This window comes from Pseudomonas sp. OIL-1 (assembly GCF_010669185.1).
Lineage (GTDB): Bacteria > Pseudomonadota > Gammaproteobacteria > Pseudomonadales > Pseudomonadaceae > Halopseudomonas > Halopseudomonas profundi.
This window is the reverse complement of the sequence record NZ_CP048629.1, coordinates 686,317-701,552: the sequence shown is the minus strand read 5'-3', so window position 1 is coordinate 701,552 and position 15,236 is coordinate 686,317. Positions and strand designations below refer to the sequence as shown.

12 protein-coding genes are annotated in these 15,236 nt (G+C 57.2%); 5 read left to right on the top strand and 7 right to left on the bottom strand.

The genetic code is table 11. The annotated features are described in order from the left end of the window. Positions 1 to 23: 23 nt before the first annotated feature. The 4 genes from G3M63_RS03195 to G3M63_RS03180 all read right to left on the bottom strand — a co-directional run bounded on the left by G3M63_RS03195 (position 24) and on the right by G3M63_RS03180 (position 4,921). Positions 24 to 1,127, bottom strand: a complete 1,104-nt coding sequence (locus tag G3M63_RS03195) for a polyamine ABC transporter substrate-binding protein (RefSeq protein WP_150301742.1) — start codon at positions 1,125 to 1,127, stop codon at positions 24 to 26. A 218-nt stretch (positions 1,128 to 1,345) separates the two neighbouring features. After that, positions 1,346 to 2,719: an aspartate aminotransferase family protein gene (locus G3M63_RS03190; protein WP_163981849.1), complete on the bottom strand. Its 1,374-nt coding sequence runs from the start codon at positions 2,717 to 2,719 to the stop codon at positions 1,346 to 1,348. 86 nt (positions 2,720 to 2,805) lie between these two features. Further along, positions 2,806 to 4,152 (bottom strand): glutamine synthetase family protein, encoded by a 1,347-nt coding sequence (locus G3M63_RS03185; protein WP_150301744.1) that lies wholly within the window; start codon positions 4,150 to 4,152, stop codon positions 2,806 to 2,808. A gap of 7 nt (positions 4,153 to 4,159) precedes the next feature. Next, positions 4,160 to 4,921: a gamma-glutamyl-gamma-aminobutyrate hydrolase family protein gene (locus G3M63_RS03180; protein ID WP_163981848.1), complete on the bottom strand. Its 762-nt coding sequence runs from the start codon at positions 4,919 to 4,921 to the stop codon at positions 4,160 to 4,162. A gap of 271 nt (positions 4,922 to 5,192) precedes the next feature. Here G3M63_RS03180 and G3M63_RS03175 point away from each other — a divergent pair, with 271 nt between their 5' ends. The 3 genes from G3M63_RS03175 to G3M63_RS03165 all read left to right on the top strand — a co-directional run bounded on the left by G3M63_RS03175 (position 5,193) and on the right by G3M63_RS03165 (position 9,714). Next, the gene (locus tag G3M63_RS03175; protein WP_163981847.1) at positions 5,193 to 6,605 is read left to right on the top strand and encodes a glutamine synthetase family protein; all 1,413 of its coding nucleotides are present in this window, start codon (positions 5,193 to 5,195) and stop codon (positions 6,603 to 6,605) included. Positions 6,606 to 6,698: 93 nt separating this feature from the next. Then, positions 6,699 to 7,508 carry a zinc-dependent peptidase gene (locus tag G3M63_RS03170; protein WP_218573648.1) on the top strand — a complete coding sequence of 270 codons (810 nt, stop codon included), beginning with the start codon at positions 6,699 to 6,701 and terminating at the stop codon, positions 7,506 to 7,508. A gap of 139 nt (positions 7,509 to 7,647) precedes the next feature. Further along, positions 7,648 to 9,714 carry a carboxylesterase/lipase family protein gene (locus G3M63_RS03165; RefSeq protein ID WP_163981845.1) on the top strand — a complete coding sequence of 689 codons (2,067 nt, stop codon included), beginning with the start codon at positions 7,648 to 7,650 and terminating at the stop codon, positions 9,712 to 9,714. Positions 9,715 to 9,773: 59 nt separating this feature from the next. On the opposite strand, the gene G3M63_RS03160 is transcribed toward G3M63_RS03165, so the two are convergent. The 3 genes from G3M63_RS03160 to G3M63_RS03150 are packed head-to-tail and all read right to left on the bottom strand — an operon-like array spanning position 9,774 to position 12,379. Further along, the gene (locus tag G3M63_RS03160; RefSeq protein WP_163981844.1) at positions 9,774 to 10,451 is read right to left on the bottom strand and encodes a DUF2931 family protein; all 678 of its coding nucleotides are present in this window, start codon (positions 10,449 to 10,451) and stop codon (positions 9,774 to 9,776) included. Then, positions 10,448 to 11,887 carry a DUF2235 domain-containing protein gene (locus G3M63_RS03155; RefSeq protein ID WP_163981843.1) on the bottom strand — a complete coding sequence of 480 codons (1,440 nt, stop codon included), beginning with the start codon at positions 11,885 to 11,887 and terminating at the stop codon, positions 10,448 to 10,450. The genes G3M63_RS03160 and G3M63_RS03155 overlap by 4 nt, the downstream gene beginning before the upstream one ends. Before the next feature lie 24 nt (positions 11,888 to 11,911). After that, positions 11,912 to 12,379: a PAAR domain-containing protein gene (locus G3M63_RS03150; RefSeq protein WP_163981842.1), complete on the bottom strand. Its 468-nt coding sequence runs from the start codon at positions 12,377 to 12,379 to the stop codon at positions 11,912 to 11,914. 374 nt (positions 12,380 to 12,753) lie between these two features. On the opposite strand from G3M63_RS03150, the gene G3M63_RS19625 reads away from it, so the two are divergent. Beyond that, the gene (locus G3M63_RS19625; protein WP_150301750.1) at positions 12,754 to 13,605 is read left to right on the top strand and encodes a CatB-related O-acetyltransferase; all 852 of its coding nucleotides are present in this window, start codon (positions 12,754 to 12,756) and stop codon (positions 13,603 to 13,605) included. A gap of 221 nt (positions 13,606 to 13,826) precedes the next feature. Next, positions 13,827 to 15,176, top strand: coding sequence for a lipopolysaccharide biosynthesis protein (locus tag G3M63_RS03140; RefSeq protein ID WP_163984165.1), 1,350 nt, complete (start codon positions 13,827 to 13,829; stop codon positions 15,174 to 15,176). The last annotated feature ends 60 nt before the right edge of the window (positions 15,177 to 15,236 follow it).

The window sequence follows — 15,236 nt, the reverse complement described above, 5'->3', positions numbered from 1 at the left end:
ACCTCAACAGTGCCTGTGCTGACTCAGCGACCGGATTTGATCCGGTTCCAGGAGCGGGTAACGATCCGTTGCGCCGCCAGCGGACGCGGTTCGGCAACATACAGCTTCTGCATGACTTCTTCGGTGGGGTAGATGGCTGGATCGTTGAGGATTTCGGGGTCGATCAGCTCATTGGCAGCCTTGTTCGGGTTGGCATAGGCAACGTAATCGGTGATCGGCGCGACGACGTCGGGGCGCAGGATGTAGTTGATGAAGGTGTGCGCGTTATCCGGGTTGGGCGCATCCTTCGGAATCGCCATCATGTCGAACCACAACTGAGTGCCTTCCTTCGGAATGGTATAGGCAATATCGACGTTATTGTTCGCTTCCTCGGCGCGGGCAGCGGCCTGGAATACGTCACCGGAGAAGCCGACGGCAACACAGATATCACCATTGGCGAGGTCGCTGATGTACCGCGAGGAATGGAAGTAGCGAACCGAATCGCGCACGCTCAGCAGTAGTTCTTCGGCCTTTTTCAGGTCGTCCTTGTCGGTACTGTTCGGATCCAGGCCCAGATAGCCGAGCGCTGAGGTGATCATGTCATCGCCGGAATCCAGCATGGTAATACCGCAGCTGGCCAATTTGCTGGCAACCTCGGGCTTGAACACCAGATCCCAGGAATCGGTCGGCGCATTGTCGCCAAGCGCGGCCTTGACCTTCTCGACGTTGTAACCGATGCCGTTCGTGCCCCACATGTAAGGAATGGAGTGTTTGCTGCCCGGGTCGATGCTTTTCACCTGCTCCATTAGCTGCGGGTCGAGATGCTTCATGTTCGGCAGCTTGTCGTGGTCCAGCTCCATGTAGACGTCAGCAGCGATCTGTTTGCTGAGAAAGTGGTTGGAGGGCACCACCAGATCGAAGCCGGAGCGGCCTGTCAGCAGCCGAGCGTCGAGGACTTCGTTGGAGTCATAGACATCGTAGGTCACGTCAATGCCGGTTTCCTTCTCGAAATTGGCGATGGTGTCTTCGGCGATATAGTCGGACCAGTTGAAAATCTTCAGTTGACCGTTCGCCTGCGCAGTCGCAGCGCCACCAAGCAGGGCAGCAGTCGCCAGGGCCAGAAACGTTTTTTGTACCGGGTTTTTCATAGCGCCTCCTGTGCAGGCTCCAGCCACAGTATGTTGCCTGCCTTGTTATAAGCCGGGCGGTAGCCCTGGCTCGATTATCAATTCCTTTCTGCCGGTTCAGTTTGCAGTCAAACCGAACCGGTAATGAGCAGATTAGCTGCCCTGTGCCTTTTTACAGTGCCCGACCGGGCGGCGAATTCTATTCGACGCGCCGGTGTTCGGATAGTCGTCGGCTTGTATCAAACGCCCAATTGCTCGGCCGTCAGGTCCAGACAGCGCCAGATCAGAGCCGCCAGCTCGTCGATCTCGGCAACACTGATGACCAGTGGCGGTGACATGATCATGGTGTCGCCCACAGCGCGCATCACCAGGCCATTACTGACACAAATGTCCCGACAGAGCGAGCCGGTACTGCCTTTGTCGGCAAATCGTTCGCGTGTTGCCTTGTCTTTCACCAGTTCGATCGCGCCGAGCAAGCCTGCGCCGCGCACTTCACCAACCAGCCGGTGTTCGGCCAGCTCGGCAATCTTTTTCTGCAAATAGGGTGCCGCTTCGTTTTTCACGTAATCGACAATCTTTTCGTCGCGCAGAATACGCAGATTTTCCAGTGCTACCGCGGCAGCGACCGGGTGGCCCGAATAGGTGTAGCCATGGAAGAACTCGCCGCCTTCGTCAATCAGGGTGCGTGCAACCCGGTCGCCTACTATCACGCCGCCCATCGGCAGGTAGCCCGAGGTCATACCCTTGGCGATCGGCATCAGGTCCGGCTCAAGGCCGAAATACTGGCTGCCGAACCACTCGCCGGTGCGCCCGAAGCCACAGATGACTTCGTCGACTACCAGCAGAATGTCGTGTTCGGCAAGGATGCGCTTGATCTCCGGCCAGTACGTTGCCGGTGGGATGATCACGCCTCCGGCACCCTGAATGGGTTCCGCTATGAAAGCAGCAACCTGATCTTCACCCAGCTCGTTGATCTTCGCTTCCAGCTGACGCGCGGCCCAGATACCGAACTCGTCGGGGGTCATGTCACCGCCTTCTTCGAACCAATACGGTTGAGGAATATGCACGATGCCGGGGATCGGCAGATCGCCCTGGGCATGCATGGGCGCCATGCCACCCAGGCTCGCGGCGGCAACGGTCGAGCCGTGATAGCCGTTTACCCGGCCGATGACAGTCTTTTTCGCGGGCTTGCCCTTGAGATCCCAATAACGCCGAACCATGCGCAGCACGGTATCGTTGGCTTCTGAACCTGAACCGGTAAAAAACACATGATTCATGTGCGGCGGCGCCAACTCGGCAATCGCCGCGGCAAGCTTCACCGCAGGCGGATTGGCGCACTGGAAGAAACTGTTGTAGTAGGGCAGCTCGATCATTTGCTTGAAAGCGGCTTCGGCCAGCTCGGTACGGCCGTAGCCGATGTTGACGCACCACAGCCCAGCCATGGCATCCAGAATCTGGCGGCCTTCGCTATCCCACAGATAGACACCCTCGGCGCGCTCGATAATCCGCGTACCGCGCTCGCCCAGATCCTTGTGATCGGTAAAGGGGTGCAGATAGTGCGCGTTGTCCAGCGCCTGAAGCTGCGCGGTGGTGTATGTACTTTCAGTGCTCATGCGAAATCCTCTACTTCATTGCTCGCGCGGCCGTGGTTCGGTGAGTCCGCGCGGAGTCTTGATGGTGGCTACCAAGGTCGCTGTGGTCAGACACTCAGGAGCAAAAATTCACGTTCCCAGGAGCTGATCACCCGCTTGTAATTCTCATGCTCCACGCGTTTGACCGAAACGTAGCCACGGCAGAACTTCTCACCCAGTACCTCGGAGATATCCTTGCATTGCTCCATGCGTTCCAGCGCGGCCTCGAGAGAAAAGGGCAGGCGCAAGTTGCGCCGTTCATAAGCGCGACCCTTGACCGGAGCGGAGGGGTCAATCTTGCCGACCATACCCAGATAGCCGCACAGCAGGCTGCCGGCAATGGCGATATAAGGGTTGGCATCGGCGCCCGGGAGGCGGTTCTCGATGCGGCGATTCTGCGGATCGGAATCCGGCACCCGCAGCCCTGCGGTCCGGTTCTCCTCTCCCCATTCAACGTTAACCGGCGCCGAGGTGTCGGGCAGGAAACGGCGGAAGGAGTTCACGTTGGGCGCAAACAGCGGCAGCACTTCGGGGATGTACCGTTGCAGGCCACCGATGTGATACAGGAAGAGCTTGCTCATCGAGCCATCGGCGTTGGAGAAGACGTTCTTGCCGGTTTTCAGGTCAAGAATGCTCTGGTGCAGATGCATCGCGCTGCCGGGTTCGTTGGTGATCGGCTTGGCCATGAACGTCGCGGTGATATCATGCTTGAGCGCGGCTTCGCGCATGGTGCGCTTGAACACCAGAATCTGGTCGGCCAGGTGCAGCGGGTCGCCGTGACGGAAGTTGATTTCCATCTGCGCGGTGCCTTCTTCATGGATCAATGTATCCAGATCCAGCCCCTGGGCTTCGCACCAGTCGTACATGTCCTCGAACAAGGGATCGAATTCGTTGGCCGCATCAATCGAGAACGACTGGCGCCCGGTCTCCTGGCGACCAGAGCGGCCAATCGGCGGCTGCAGCGGCAGGTCCGGGTCCTCGTTGCGCTTGGTCAGATAGAACTCCATTTCCGGTGCCACAATGGGCTGCCAGCCTTTTTCCTCGTACAGCTTGAGCACCTTCTTCAGCACGTTGCGCGGCGCCATCTCGATCGGCACGCCTTTCTTGTCGTAGCAATCGTGGATAATCTGCGCGGTCGGCTCGATGGCCCAGGGCACCAGATAGATCGCCGTGTGATCCGGCTTGCAGATCATGTCGATATCGGCGGGATCGAGAAGGTCGTAATAGATGTCGTCCTCGACATAATCACCGGTCACCGATTGCAACAGGATGCTCTCGGGTAGACGCATGCCTTTTTCCGAAATGAACTTGAGTGTCGGTGCAATCTTTCCACGGGCAATGCCGGTCAGGTCGCTGACCATGCATTCGACTTCGGTGATCTTGCGTTCCTTCAACCAGCTTTCGATGTGATTCATAACTTCCTCAGAGTTGCCGGGCGGCATAAGCCCGGCAGGCGTCGCCAAACGCATTGAATATAGCGGAGTAGAAAGCGTTCTCGGTGACTTTCCATTCCGGATGCCATTGCACACCCAGCGCAAAGCCGGGCGCGTCAATGACGGAGAAGCCTTCGATCAGGCCGTCAGGTGCGAATGCTTCAGGCCGCAGCCCGGGTCCCAGATCCTTCACGCCCTGCGTATGCAGGGAATTGACCTGGGCCGTGCTGCAGCCGGAGACTCGATGAAGCAGGCCCCCCGGTTCAATGCGGACTTCATGTGCGGGGCCATACTGCACGTCCACCGGCCGGCTTTTGTCCTCGCGGTGTTCAATATAGCCTGTCACTTCGTGAAGACGTGGATGCAAGGTTCCGCCGAAGGCGACGTTCATTTCCTGGAAGCCCCGACACAGGCCGAGCACCGGCACGCCACGCTCGATGGCAGCCTTGATAAGGGGGAGTGTCGTTTCGTCGCGTTGAGGATCATGATGGGTACCCTCTGCGCTCGGCGCGCCCCTATAATGATGCGGTTCAACATTGGACGGCGATCCTGTAAACAACAGGCCATGAAAGGTGTCGAGCAATTGATCGATATCGATGCGACTTCCGAGCGCTGGGATCAATAGCGGTAGACCGTCGGCCCCATTGACTACCGCGAGGATGTATTTCTCTCCGGCGATATGAAATGGATGCAGCCCCGTCTTGTCTGTGCAACAGGAAATACCGATAAGAGGTTTGTGCTGAGACGACATGGTTAGGCTCTGAACTGGGGTGGCCGTGTGCGGATTGTTGTTCGATTTTTCATACAATAGCAACAAAAAATAGCCGGCACAAAAGCGCTATTCGAGGCCCGTAATGAATACCTGAAACGCCCCATCCAGCCCGCATAAATAGCGGGTAAACCGGTGTGCTGCGCTCTGATACTCAGGCCCTGGCTCGCTTGACTCGATCTGGCCTTTCGGATTTACTCTGACCATATGACCACTGTGGTTGATATATTTTACAAACAACAGGTGACAACCCATGCAACCCCAACCCGGAGCGGATACTGTGGTGCCGATAACTGAAACGGTAACCAGTATCCAGGAAGCTGAGGCATTTCTTGCCGAGCATCCGGAAGTTCACTTTATTGATCTGCTGATTGCCGATATGAATGGCATCGTCCGCGGCAAGCGCATTGACCGCTCTGCTCTGATGAAGGCCTTTGAAAGAGGCATCGCCTTACCCGCCTCCGTATTCGCGCTGAACATACAGGGCACGACCGTCGAGGAAACCGGGCTCGGTCTGGAGATGGGTGATGCTGACCGCATCTGCCTGCCGATCCCCGGTACGCTGTACATGGAGCCCTGGCAGAAGCGCCCGACGGCTCAGCTGCTGATGACCATGTATGAGCTGGACCGCAAGACGCCATTCTTCGCTGACCCCCGCTATGTATTGCAGCGTATTGTCGAGCGTTTTAGCGAGCTGGGCCTCAAGCCGGTCTCAGCCTTCGAGCTGGAATTCTATCTGATCGATCAGGAGAACATCACTGGTCGGCCACAGCCGCCGCGCTCGCCCATGTCCGGCAAACGGCCGAACTCGGTACAGGTCTATTCCATGGATGACCTGGACGAATACGCCGAATTCCTGCAGGACGTCATCGAAGCTGCCCACGAACAGGGCATCCCCGCTGACGCCATTGTTGCCGAATCTGCGCCGGGGCAGTTCGAGGTCAATCTGCACCATGTCGATGACCCAGTGGTGGCCTGTGATTACAACGTCCTGCTCAAGCGCGTAATCAAGAACGTCGCCTATGACCATGAGATGGACACCACCTTCATGGCCAAGCCGTATTACGATCAGGCCGGCAACGGCATGCACGTGCACATCAGTCTCATCGACAAGGACGGGGTGAACATCTTTGCACCGAACCCGGACGGCAGTCTGAGTGACAGGCTGCGCTGGTCAATCGGTGGCTTGCTGCAGACGCTGCCGGAATATATGGCGTTCCTGTGTCCCAATGTGAATTCCTACCGGCGCTTCAGCCCCAGCTTCTTCGTGCCCTGCGCACCGACCTGGGGTATTGATAACCGCACCGTGGCCGTCCGTGTGCCGGGCGGGGAGCCAGACGCCATGCGCATCGAGCATCGCCTGGCCGGTGCCGATGCCAATCCCTATCTGCTGATGGCTGCGTTGTTGTCGGCGATCCATTACGGCATCACCAACAAGATCGAACCGCCGCCCATGACCGAAGGCAACGCCTACGATCAGCATGAGGCATCGCTGCCGACCAACCTGCGCGACGCACTGCGCTTGCTGGAGCACTCCAAGGTCATGCAGGAGTACATCGGCGAGGAATATCTGGATGTGTTTGTGCTGTGCAAGGAAAGCGAGCAGGAGGAGTTCGAGCGAACCATCTCCGACCTCGAGTACATGTGGTATTTGCATACAGTCTAAGCGCTGAACATCGCGACCTGAATCCCGCCCCCGTGGCGGGATTTTTGTATGTGCGTGTTATTGTCTCTGCGAGAAGGCCGGACGGTTGAATCCTTGATTATCAAAGACATTGAGTCGGCGCAACGCTCGTCGCGAGGCGCTTGGCGAAGGCTGAGCAAATGGCGGGAGGACAGGCGGCTTCGACGCCTGAACATTTCCGCCGATGACTGGCAGCAGGCGCTGGGCGACTGGTCCGTATACCGTCGTTACTCGGTGCCGGAACGCCGCTGGCTGCATGAAGCGGCGCTGCGATTGCTCCTGCGCAAACATTTTGTCGGTGTGGGCGGTCTGGAACTCAGCGACGCCATGCGTCTTCGTATTGCGGGCATGACCGCGGTGCCGGTGCTGGGGATAGGACTGAATTGGTACGACGGCTGGCAGACTCTGATCCTGTACGACGGCCCTTTTGTTGCCAACCACAGCTGGCAGGATGAATACGGCATTGTTCATCAGGAAACCAGCGAGCGCAGCGGAGAAGCCTGGGAGCGCGGGCCGGTCGTTCTGTCGCTGCAGGACGTGCTGAACGCTGGCCAGCACGACGGTTACAACGTGGTCATTCATGAGCTGGCGCATACCCTGGATATGCGTAGCGCCTCAGCCAATGGCGCGCCGCCATTGCATTCCGGCATGGACCCGGTGGCCTGGAAGCGCGACCTGTCTGCTGCCTGGGATGATCTGGCGCACCGTGCAGAGCTTGGCGAGCGGTTGCCCATGGATAGCTACGCGCTTGAAGACGCGGCCGAATTCTTCGCTGTACTCTCCGAAACCTTCTTTGAATCGCCGGGCTCGCTGCAGTCCGCCTGGCCGGCTGTGTACGGTCATCTTGTCGCATTTTATCGTCAGGACCCTCTGGCCCTGACTTAGCAGAATCGGCCCGGCGGCGACCCGCTCCGTCTACTCGTTCAAAACATGAAAAAGTCTCGTTCGGCGACTGTTCGTTTTTATGTCTACTCTTTGGGCTGCACTCCCGTGTAGACAATAAATACAAGAACGAGGTTTACCTATGTTTCGCAAAGATTCCCACTTTGGTTTTACGGTATCGCGGCAGCTGACAGCGGCTTGTCTGTTGATGTTGGCAGGCGCTCTGGCGGGTTGCTCGGACAGTGACAACGACGATGATGATCACGCAGGAGACGGTGGTGGTGGCGGTACCCCGCAGCCCGCGCTGACTGGCGTTTTTGTCGATAGCCCGGTTGCTGGTCTGCGTTATGAAACCGACAGTCTGAACGGTCACACCGATGCGCAGGGCCGTTTTCAATATAACGCCGATGAGACGGTCAGCTTTTATATAGGTGATTACCCGCTGGGCTCTGCGCCAGCGGAGCAGTCCTTGAGTCCGCTGGATCTGGTTGACGGGGCTGAAGGTGTTGAGAACGAGACGGTAAACAACATCGCCGTCCTGCTGCAGACGCTGGATCAGGATGGCGATCTGAACAACGGCATTCAGATCACCGATGAGATCGCCGGCCGGGTTTCCGGCTATGCCGACCTGATCAGCCTTGAACAGCCTGTTGGTGAGTTCCGTACGGCCCTTGAGCCTTTACTCGATGAGCTCAACGCAGCCGAGCCGCCTGTGTTTACGGATACTGATCCGCGCCCGCGCACTGCAATGGATGCGGAAAATGCCCGTGAGCACCTGGCCCGATCCATTTCCCCAGGCAAGACGGTGACAACCCGATATGGCGAGCTGGCCGGATTCCAGGCAGGAGAAGGCGCCTGGGCCTGGTACGGCATTCCCTACGCCAAGCCACCGGTTGGCGAGTTGCGCTGGAAACCACCGGTCAAGCCGGATGCTTGGGACGGTGTGCGCCAGGCTACTGCCTGGGCCGACCAGTCCGCGCAAAACCCACGCTATGAATCCTTTGGTGAAGGCGGCATGAGCGAGGACAGCCTGTACCTGAATGTCACAGCGCCGGATGGGTACGAGGGTGAGCGGCTCCCGGTGATGGTCTGGTTCCATGGTGGCGGCTTCGCCATCCTGACCGGCAATACCAAGGCGTTCAATAACACCTCATTGCCCAAGGAGGGTGTCGTCGTGGTGACAGTCAATCACCGTCTCGGGCCGTTCGGTTATATGGCGCACCCCGCGCTGACCGCCGAGTCCCCGGAGAATACGTCCGGCAATTATGGCCAGCTCGATCTGATCGCCGCGCTGGAATGGGTGCGTGACAACATCGAGGCCTTTGGCGGAGATCCAGCCAATGTCACGATTTTTGGTGAGTCGGGAGGAGGCGGAAAGGCGCTTTCCCTGATCAACTCACCGATGGCTGAAGGGCTGTTCCACAAGGCCATCGTGCAAAGCGGCATGGCCGGCCCCGAGGACGAGCTGATGCCAGTCGAGAACATGCTGGCCAATGAAGAGGCCGACGGCGTGGCCGTGGCCGAAGCGCTGGGCGTTCAGGATGAAGAAGACGTTGCCGCGGCGCTGCGGGCCATCCCCTGGCACGAACTTGCAGTGAAGGTTGATGAGACCGGGCGGGTCTTCTCACCCAACGTGGATGGTGTGTATATGCTTGACGGTATACGGGACAGCTTTGAGGCCAGACAGCATAACGATGTGCCGATCATTGCTGGCGCCAACCAGGGCGATACCCCTGCTTTGATCGAAGGCCTGAAGTGGTACATGCCGTGGATGGCCGAGCATAACGAGTCAGAGGTCTTCGCCTATGTATTCGATCATCTGCCGAATAACTGGTCGAGTCAGGGCGCGTTGGCTTACCACGGCGCCGAACTGGTGTACGTGTTCGACTATCCTGGTAGCTTCCTTTCCCATTACCTGCTGGGGCTGACGGGGCTTGAGGATCCGGTGGGTGGCGATACGCCGACACCCCAGGGGGTCATGGCCAATCCCCCCGGCTGGAATCCCAACGACGTCCAGGTAACTGACAATATGCGCGCCATGTGGGCCAACTTCGCGCGTACCGGCAATCCATCCATCGAACAGGTGGACTGGCCTGCTTATACCAGACAGAACGATACCTACCTGCGTATCAGCCAGGATTTGAATGTCGAAACGGGACTGGATACGGCGTTCCCTGAGCCTGAAACATCCGAGAGCGAGGTCGAGTGAAGGATTAGCAAAGAGGCAGGATTGAAACGCCGTGTCAGTCGCGACACGGCGTTTTGGTTTTACCAGCTACCGAAGGGAATGCCGTGGGCATCGATGTACTCCTGAGCCGCCGGCGCCAAGGGTAGCGCGTAGCGGCCGTTGGTGAGTCCTTCGCTGGGTCCCTCAGGACTGATTGTGCCTTCGAAGCGTCCTATCTCAACAGGCTCCAGACAGTCACCGCTCAACCATGCCTTGGCAATGCCTCCGGGCGCCAGGCCGATAGCGATTATTTTTCTGTAGTCCTGAATATGCTTGCCATCAAAGCGGCAGAAAGCGGAGTAGGGGGTAAGCATCTCCTCTCGATTTTTTTCGGAGATAGGGATTGCTACGCGGTAGGTTTGTGGTTCGGCCAATGATTGCCAGCGAACGAAGACGATTTCCGGTAGATCGACACCGGTCATTGGCCGCGTTTTCCCCGCTCCTGGCCTGGCGGGCCAACCATGAGGGTTGCCGCGGTTATTCGGAGGATTCTGTATCGCAGAAACGCCCCCGTGTACCCCGTAATAGGCCAATCCTCGCTGATCCAGCGCGTCAACGCTTTCGACCCAAACCTCCATATAGTTGGGTGCTAACAAGCCAATTTCCCAGGTTCGGTAGGGCAACTCAGGTGGTGGCAGTCGGAGCGGGTCGGGTTCGCGTTTGTTGGCGCAAGCGGTTAAAGCGATAAAAAGCCCGAATACAAGCAGGACCTTTCTCATACGGGGTAGCCCCGCTGTGGCCGGTCTGCATACAGGGCGCGTTTATTCTGATTTCTAGGTTTGTTCACCAGCAACCCGCTAACGGAGCTCCAGTTGGCGGAACTGTGTATATATTTGCTATGCAGAAAGCGCCTTTCAGTTTTGTCGAGCGTAGCGCTGCGCCCAGCCATCGCAGAATTTATAACCTTGTCCGCGATTGGCTTTAGATTCTCTGGAATGGCGAATACGGGTGTCTCGGGAACGGGCTTGAAGGCTGCATGATTTTCGGTCGCCTTCGCATGCATTATCCGTAACGCGATTCTTGATAATTCGCCGTGTACCGGTCTATCAAGCCCTAACGCCAGAAGCATGTTTTCTGATCCCTGGCTGTTACGACCATTTCCAGGCACCGGCAAACGAACATTCAAGGAAATCAGTCCACCCTCTCCCGGCAGTCCTCTTTCCAGAAGCTGACGCTCTTCCTCTGCCCGAGCCCGCCATTCTCTGGATCGTACCAGCTTCGTCCTGTCGACGCTTTGCATCGAATAATAGGCATCGCGGAAAAGACGGGGCCGGCCGATCAGCACACGTTCACGTATCAGCAGAGGATAGCCGCCGCCGAGGTTCGAATGCACGCCTGGCAACGCCAGTTCCTCATGGAAGTCATCCACGCGGTTAAGGCTGAAATTATGTCGATGTTCGTCGGCTGCAGTCAGGTGCACAACCTTACGAGCACTGCCGGGCGGCATATACAGGTTTATTCCGGGGTTGCGCTCGCCACCCACGTTGACATCCCCGCGTAGCGGATCGAGGACGGCCGCGACGGTATCAAAGAGACCTATGAAGTTGATGCTGACATGGCGCAACCATTCGAATCCAGGCGCCATCGCTGGAAGACCCTCGTTTAGTTGAGCCGCAAAAACGCCGCCGTTGGGCTTGAGCACCTCATTGGCAAAATGACGTGCGGCGGCTGCGCCACGGCTGAACCCGAAGATATCAAACTCGATCTTCTCTATCAGGAGTTTCGGGTTGCCATTCACTAATCTGCGCAGCGTTCCGGTCACCAGAGAAGGGCTTTCTTGAACCCGAGCGACTATGCCCGTCTTGCCTTTCCCTGTCGCTTGCCCCCATCTGACGTCATCGCTGCCACCCGTGGTGCCAATCCCATCGATATAGACCTTCAGGCTTGCCTGAACGGCGGTCGGCTCTACCACCGCATCGCTCTGGTCCTCATACAGGTCATACAAAAGCGCGACGTTGCTCTGCTCGTTCCCATAACTGCTACCGGGCAACTGGTCATAGCGGCCGTCACCGTCGGTGTCACGGTAGTCGTAGGTTTCGCATAGCTGACGGATATGGGTCAGGGTCTGTTCATCGAATTCGTGCAGATCCTGGCGGCGGCACTCCGCGGTGAGTGCAGCGTTGCCAAGGTTGTTTCCCGTGCCGTCAAAGAACATACCCACGCGCAAGGTGATGCGTTGCTACAGGGGTAGCTCGCGCTCTTCCTCCTCCTCTTCTTCCTCTTCCAGAGAATAGGGCAGGCCATCGATAAGAGTGTTTTCCTTGAGTGGTCCGGCGGTGTCGTCCAGGCCTGGGGCAAGCAGGCTGCCAGCACCCGCAGCAACCGATGGAGTTGAGGCTGCGTGATTCTCGCCGCCGGGGTCCGTCGCCGTGCTCACATTGCCCCCAATGGTGCCAGAGCCTCCAGTTATCACGTCGCCATGACTGTCGGTGCTGCCCAGCACTGCTGCCGGACGCCCATTGATCAGGACTGAGGGGATTACCGTTCCGTCAATTGTACTGCCGCAGGCGGTTTGATCGCCTTGACGGGCCGCGGGCTGGCCGTCGAAGAGTACATCTGTCGAGCCAGTGACAATGGCATTGCTGCCGTGACCGTCTTTCGGGCACTGGGTGGGGTCGCCCATCCGGGCGGCGGGCTTGCCTGACATGCCAAGCTCCTTTTGGCGGGTAGAGCTACAGAAGATTAGACCCTAGGGCCATTGGCTGTGCTGGACAATCCGCTTGACGCTTGGGTGTGACACGGTGCCAGCATTTTCGGGTTGAAGAGGGTTTGTGGGGCCTGCGCTAGTACACGTTGCTGTGTGATTGTTTGGGGCACAAACAGGGGAGTGGGCGCCTCAACGGTCCGTGGCTGGGGCAGCTAATTCTTATTTACTACCGCGTGACCCAGCTTTGCCTGGTGGTTTGGTGGCCCTTTTAGTACGAGCTGGTTGTTCTGACTGGTTTTATAACAAACTTTTGACTCATGTCCGAATGATGATAATGTGATATCAACTCGACATGGATTTCAGGGGCACCAGAGATGAGCTTTGCAGACGCATTGGATGATCTTGACGCAGCGAACGGCCCAAAGTGGAAGGCCGAGCCCAAACAGGCGACGGTTCGGGCACGGTTGGAGTGGTTTCTACGGAAACGCAAACTAAAAAAAGAAATTCCCGGTTTTTCCGCCAGCGTGAGCAGTTTCGCCTCATCCGATGTGACCTTTGCCGAACACGTTCGGCTTTGGGGCGGAACCTCTGTTTCCAATGCCCGCATCGGTAGGTTTACATACCTGGCCGGGACCAAAACGGCCAACATCACCATTGGTTCGTTTTGTAGTATCGGACCGGGCACTCGCCTCGGCGGGATGGGCGATCACCCAACCTACATGATTAGTACCCACCCGGTTTTCTATTCGACTCTCAAACAATCGGGAACAACCTTCACCGACGTAGATTATTTTGACGAACTAAAACAAACGCATATTGGGCATGACGTCTGGGTCGGAGCTAACGCTGTTGTGCTTGATGGCGTGAGAGTCGGCAACGGGGCGATCATTGCCGCAGGCGCAGTGGTTACATCCGATGTGCCTGCTTATGCGATCGTGGGCGGGACCCCGGCGAAAGTGATCAAGTTCCGATTCACCGATACCGAGATCGCGCGCCTGGAATACTTGAAATGGTGGAACTTCCCGACCGATTTGCTACGCGAGCATGCTGACCTGATCCGAGCAGCAAACGTTGACGTGCTGTTCGAGAAGCTTGCCGTTAAAGCACTGAAACCTGTGTTGGGCATAACGTACCGTAAGCCCCTGACACCGATTTCAGAGCGCGACCAACCGGCTCCGCCCTTCACCAAAGAATATGCACGGGCCAATAGCGAAGCTGAAAGTTGAGGCTGCGTTAAAAGCGCACGGCCCGCGCATCACTCGGCCCACCAGGCATCGCGTGTTTTTATCGTCTTGCCGACTTCGGTGTCATTGGGTCATGCGCGGTATTGAGTGAATTTTTGCAGGTAGCAACTGCGATTTGCGCGCCTCAGGCGGCACATCAACTTCTTTGAATATGGTCATTCGGACAATGCTCCCTCTTTTCAGACCTTTTACCGGAGGCCGATATCAAAGCCTCTACTGAACACTCTGGCTCAAATTGGAAACAGCGCATTGACGTGATACGGAATGAGCTCCGCAATGGCGCCTTGCGGAATATCGTTGCTGTAATAACGGGCACAGCTGGAGCACAAGCGCTGACGATGGTATTCATGCCAATCGTCGCCAGGCTTTATGGACCGGAAAGTTATGGCGTGCTGGGCGTGTTCATGGGTCTGGTGATGATGGTCGTCCCAATAGCTGCGTTGACTTTTCCTATGGCTATTGCCTTGGCTCGAAAAGATGCTGAGGCACTGGCGCTATGTAGGCTGTCGCTGTGGGTTGCCGCGGCTTTGTCCTTTGGCTCCGCCGTGGTTCTCAGTATCTTCGGCACGCCGCTAGCCAACCGAATAGGCGTTGAAGAAGCTGCTCCCTATCTGATGCTGTTGCCAGTAGTAATGTTTTTTGGAGGGGCGCTGGAAACGGCACAGCAATGGTTGTTCAGAAAACAATTATTCCATGTCACGGCTAAAATTGCAGTTATGCATTCCCTGACCCATAACCTTGTTCGATGCGCAGGTGGGTTGATCTATGCGTCACCTGCTGTGTTGGTGACAACGACCGCCATCGGTTCATTTTTACACGGCAGCATGCTGTTCGCTGCTATCAGGCGGTGGTCGACCGATAGAAAGCTGGAAGAAGAGCCCAAGCCGTCCGCTTGGACCGCTGCGGAGCTGGTGCGGACGTACAAGCAGTTCCCGCTATTCCGAGCGCCCCAGATGTTCATCAATGCGATATCGCAAAACTTGCCAACCCTGATGCTCGCTGCCTATTTCGGTGCAGCGGCAGCAGGCTACTTTGCGCTGTGCCGACAAACTCTCAGCATGCCTACCCACCTGGTAGGCAAGTCGGTAGCAGACGTCTACTACCCAAAACTGACGCGCGCCATCCAGCAGCATGATCGCATCACGGGTATGCTAATTAGAGCGGTCGCAGGGCTAGCTGTCGTGGGGCTGATACCCTTCGGGATGGTTTTCTGTTTTGGTCCATGGCTGTTTTCTGTGGTGTTTGGTGCAGCCTGGGAAGAGGCCGGCGAATTCGCTCGATGGCTGGCACTTGCAGAGTATGCAATCTTTATCAGCCGCCCCTGCACCGTTGCTTTTCCGGCCCTTTCTATACAAGGGCTCGGGCTGGCGATTGAAATAGCCAGCACTGGGTTACGCATAGTCGCTCTATTAATCGGAGCCCTTATTCTAGGCACTACCCTGGGAACGATCACCGTCTTTGCCTTTGCGAACGTAATAATCTACGTAGTCGTCATAGGCGTTGTGCTTTTAAAGGCATATAGCAGAGATCATCATGAATGCAGAAAAACCTAGAGCTGGTTAGGCTTTTCTAGACCTATCCGTTTTCAGCTGCCCCGATTTTGATCAGAGGCT

Excerpts from the sequence above, each read along its gene's own strand:
- G3M63_RS03165 (WP_163981845.1), top strand. The coding sequence starts at position 7,648 with ATGTTTCGCAAAGATTCCCACTTTGGTTTTACGGTATCGCGGCAGCTG.
- G3M63_RS03175 (WP_163981847.1), top strand. The coding sequence starts at position 5,193 with ATGCAACCCCAACCCGGAGCGGATACTGTGGTGCCGATAACTGAAACG.
- G3M63_RS03185 (WP_150301744.1), bottom strand. The coding sequence starts at position 4,152 with ATGAATCACATCGAAAGCTGGTTGAAGGAACGCAAGATCACCGAAGTC.
- G3M63_RS03155 (WP_163981843.1), bottom strand. The coding sequence starts at position 11,887 with ATGTTCTTTGACGGCACGGGAAACAACCTTGGCAACGCTGCACTCACC.
- G3M63_RS19625 (WP_150301750.1), top strand. The coding sequence starts at position 12,754 with ATGAGCTTTGCAGACGCATTGGATGATCTTGACGCAGCGAACGGCCCA.
- G3M63_RS03190 (WP_163981849.1), bottom strand. The coding sequence starts at position 2,719 with ATGAGCACTGAAAGTACATACACCACCGCGCAGCTTCAGGCGCTGGAC.
- G3M63_RS03150 (WP_163981842.1), bottom strand. The coding sequence starts at position 12,379 with ATGTCAGGCAAGCCCGCCGCCCGGATGGGCGACCCCACCCAGTGCCCG.
- G3M63_RS03160 (WP_163981844.1), bottom strand. The coding sequence starts at position 10,451 with ATGAGAAAGGTCCTGCTTGTATTCGGGCTTTTTATCGCTTTAACCGCT.
- G3M63_RS03195 (WP_150301742.1), bottom strand. The coding sequence starts at position 1,127 with ATGAAAAACCCGGTACAAAAAACGTTTCTGGCCCTGGCGACTGCTGCC.
- G3M63_RS03180 (WP_163981848.1), bottom strand. The coding sequence starts at position 4,921 with ATGTCGTCTCAGCACAAACCTCTTATCGGTATTTCCTGTTGCACAGAC.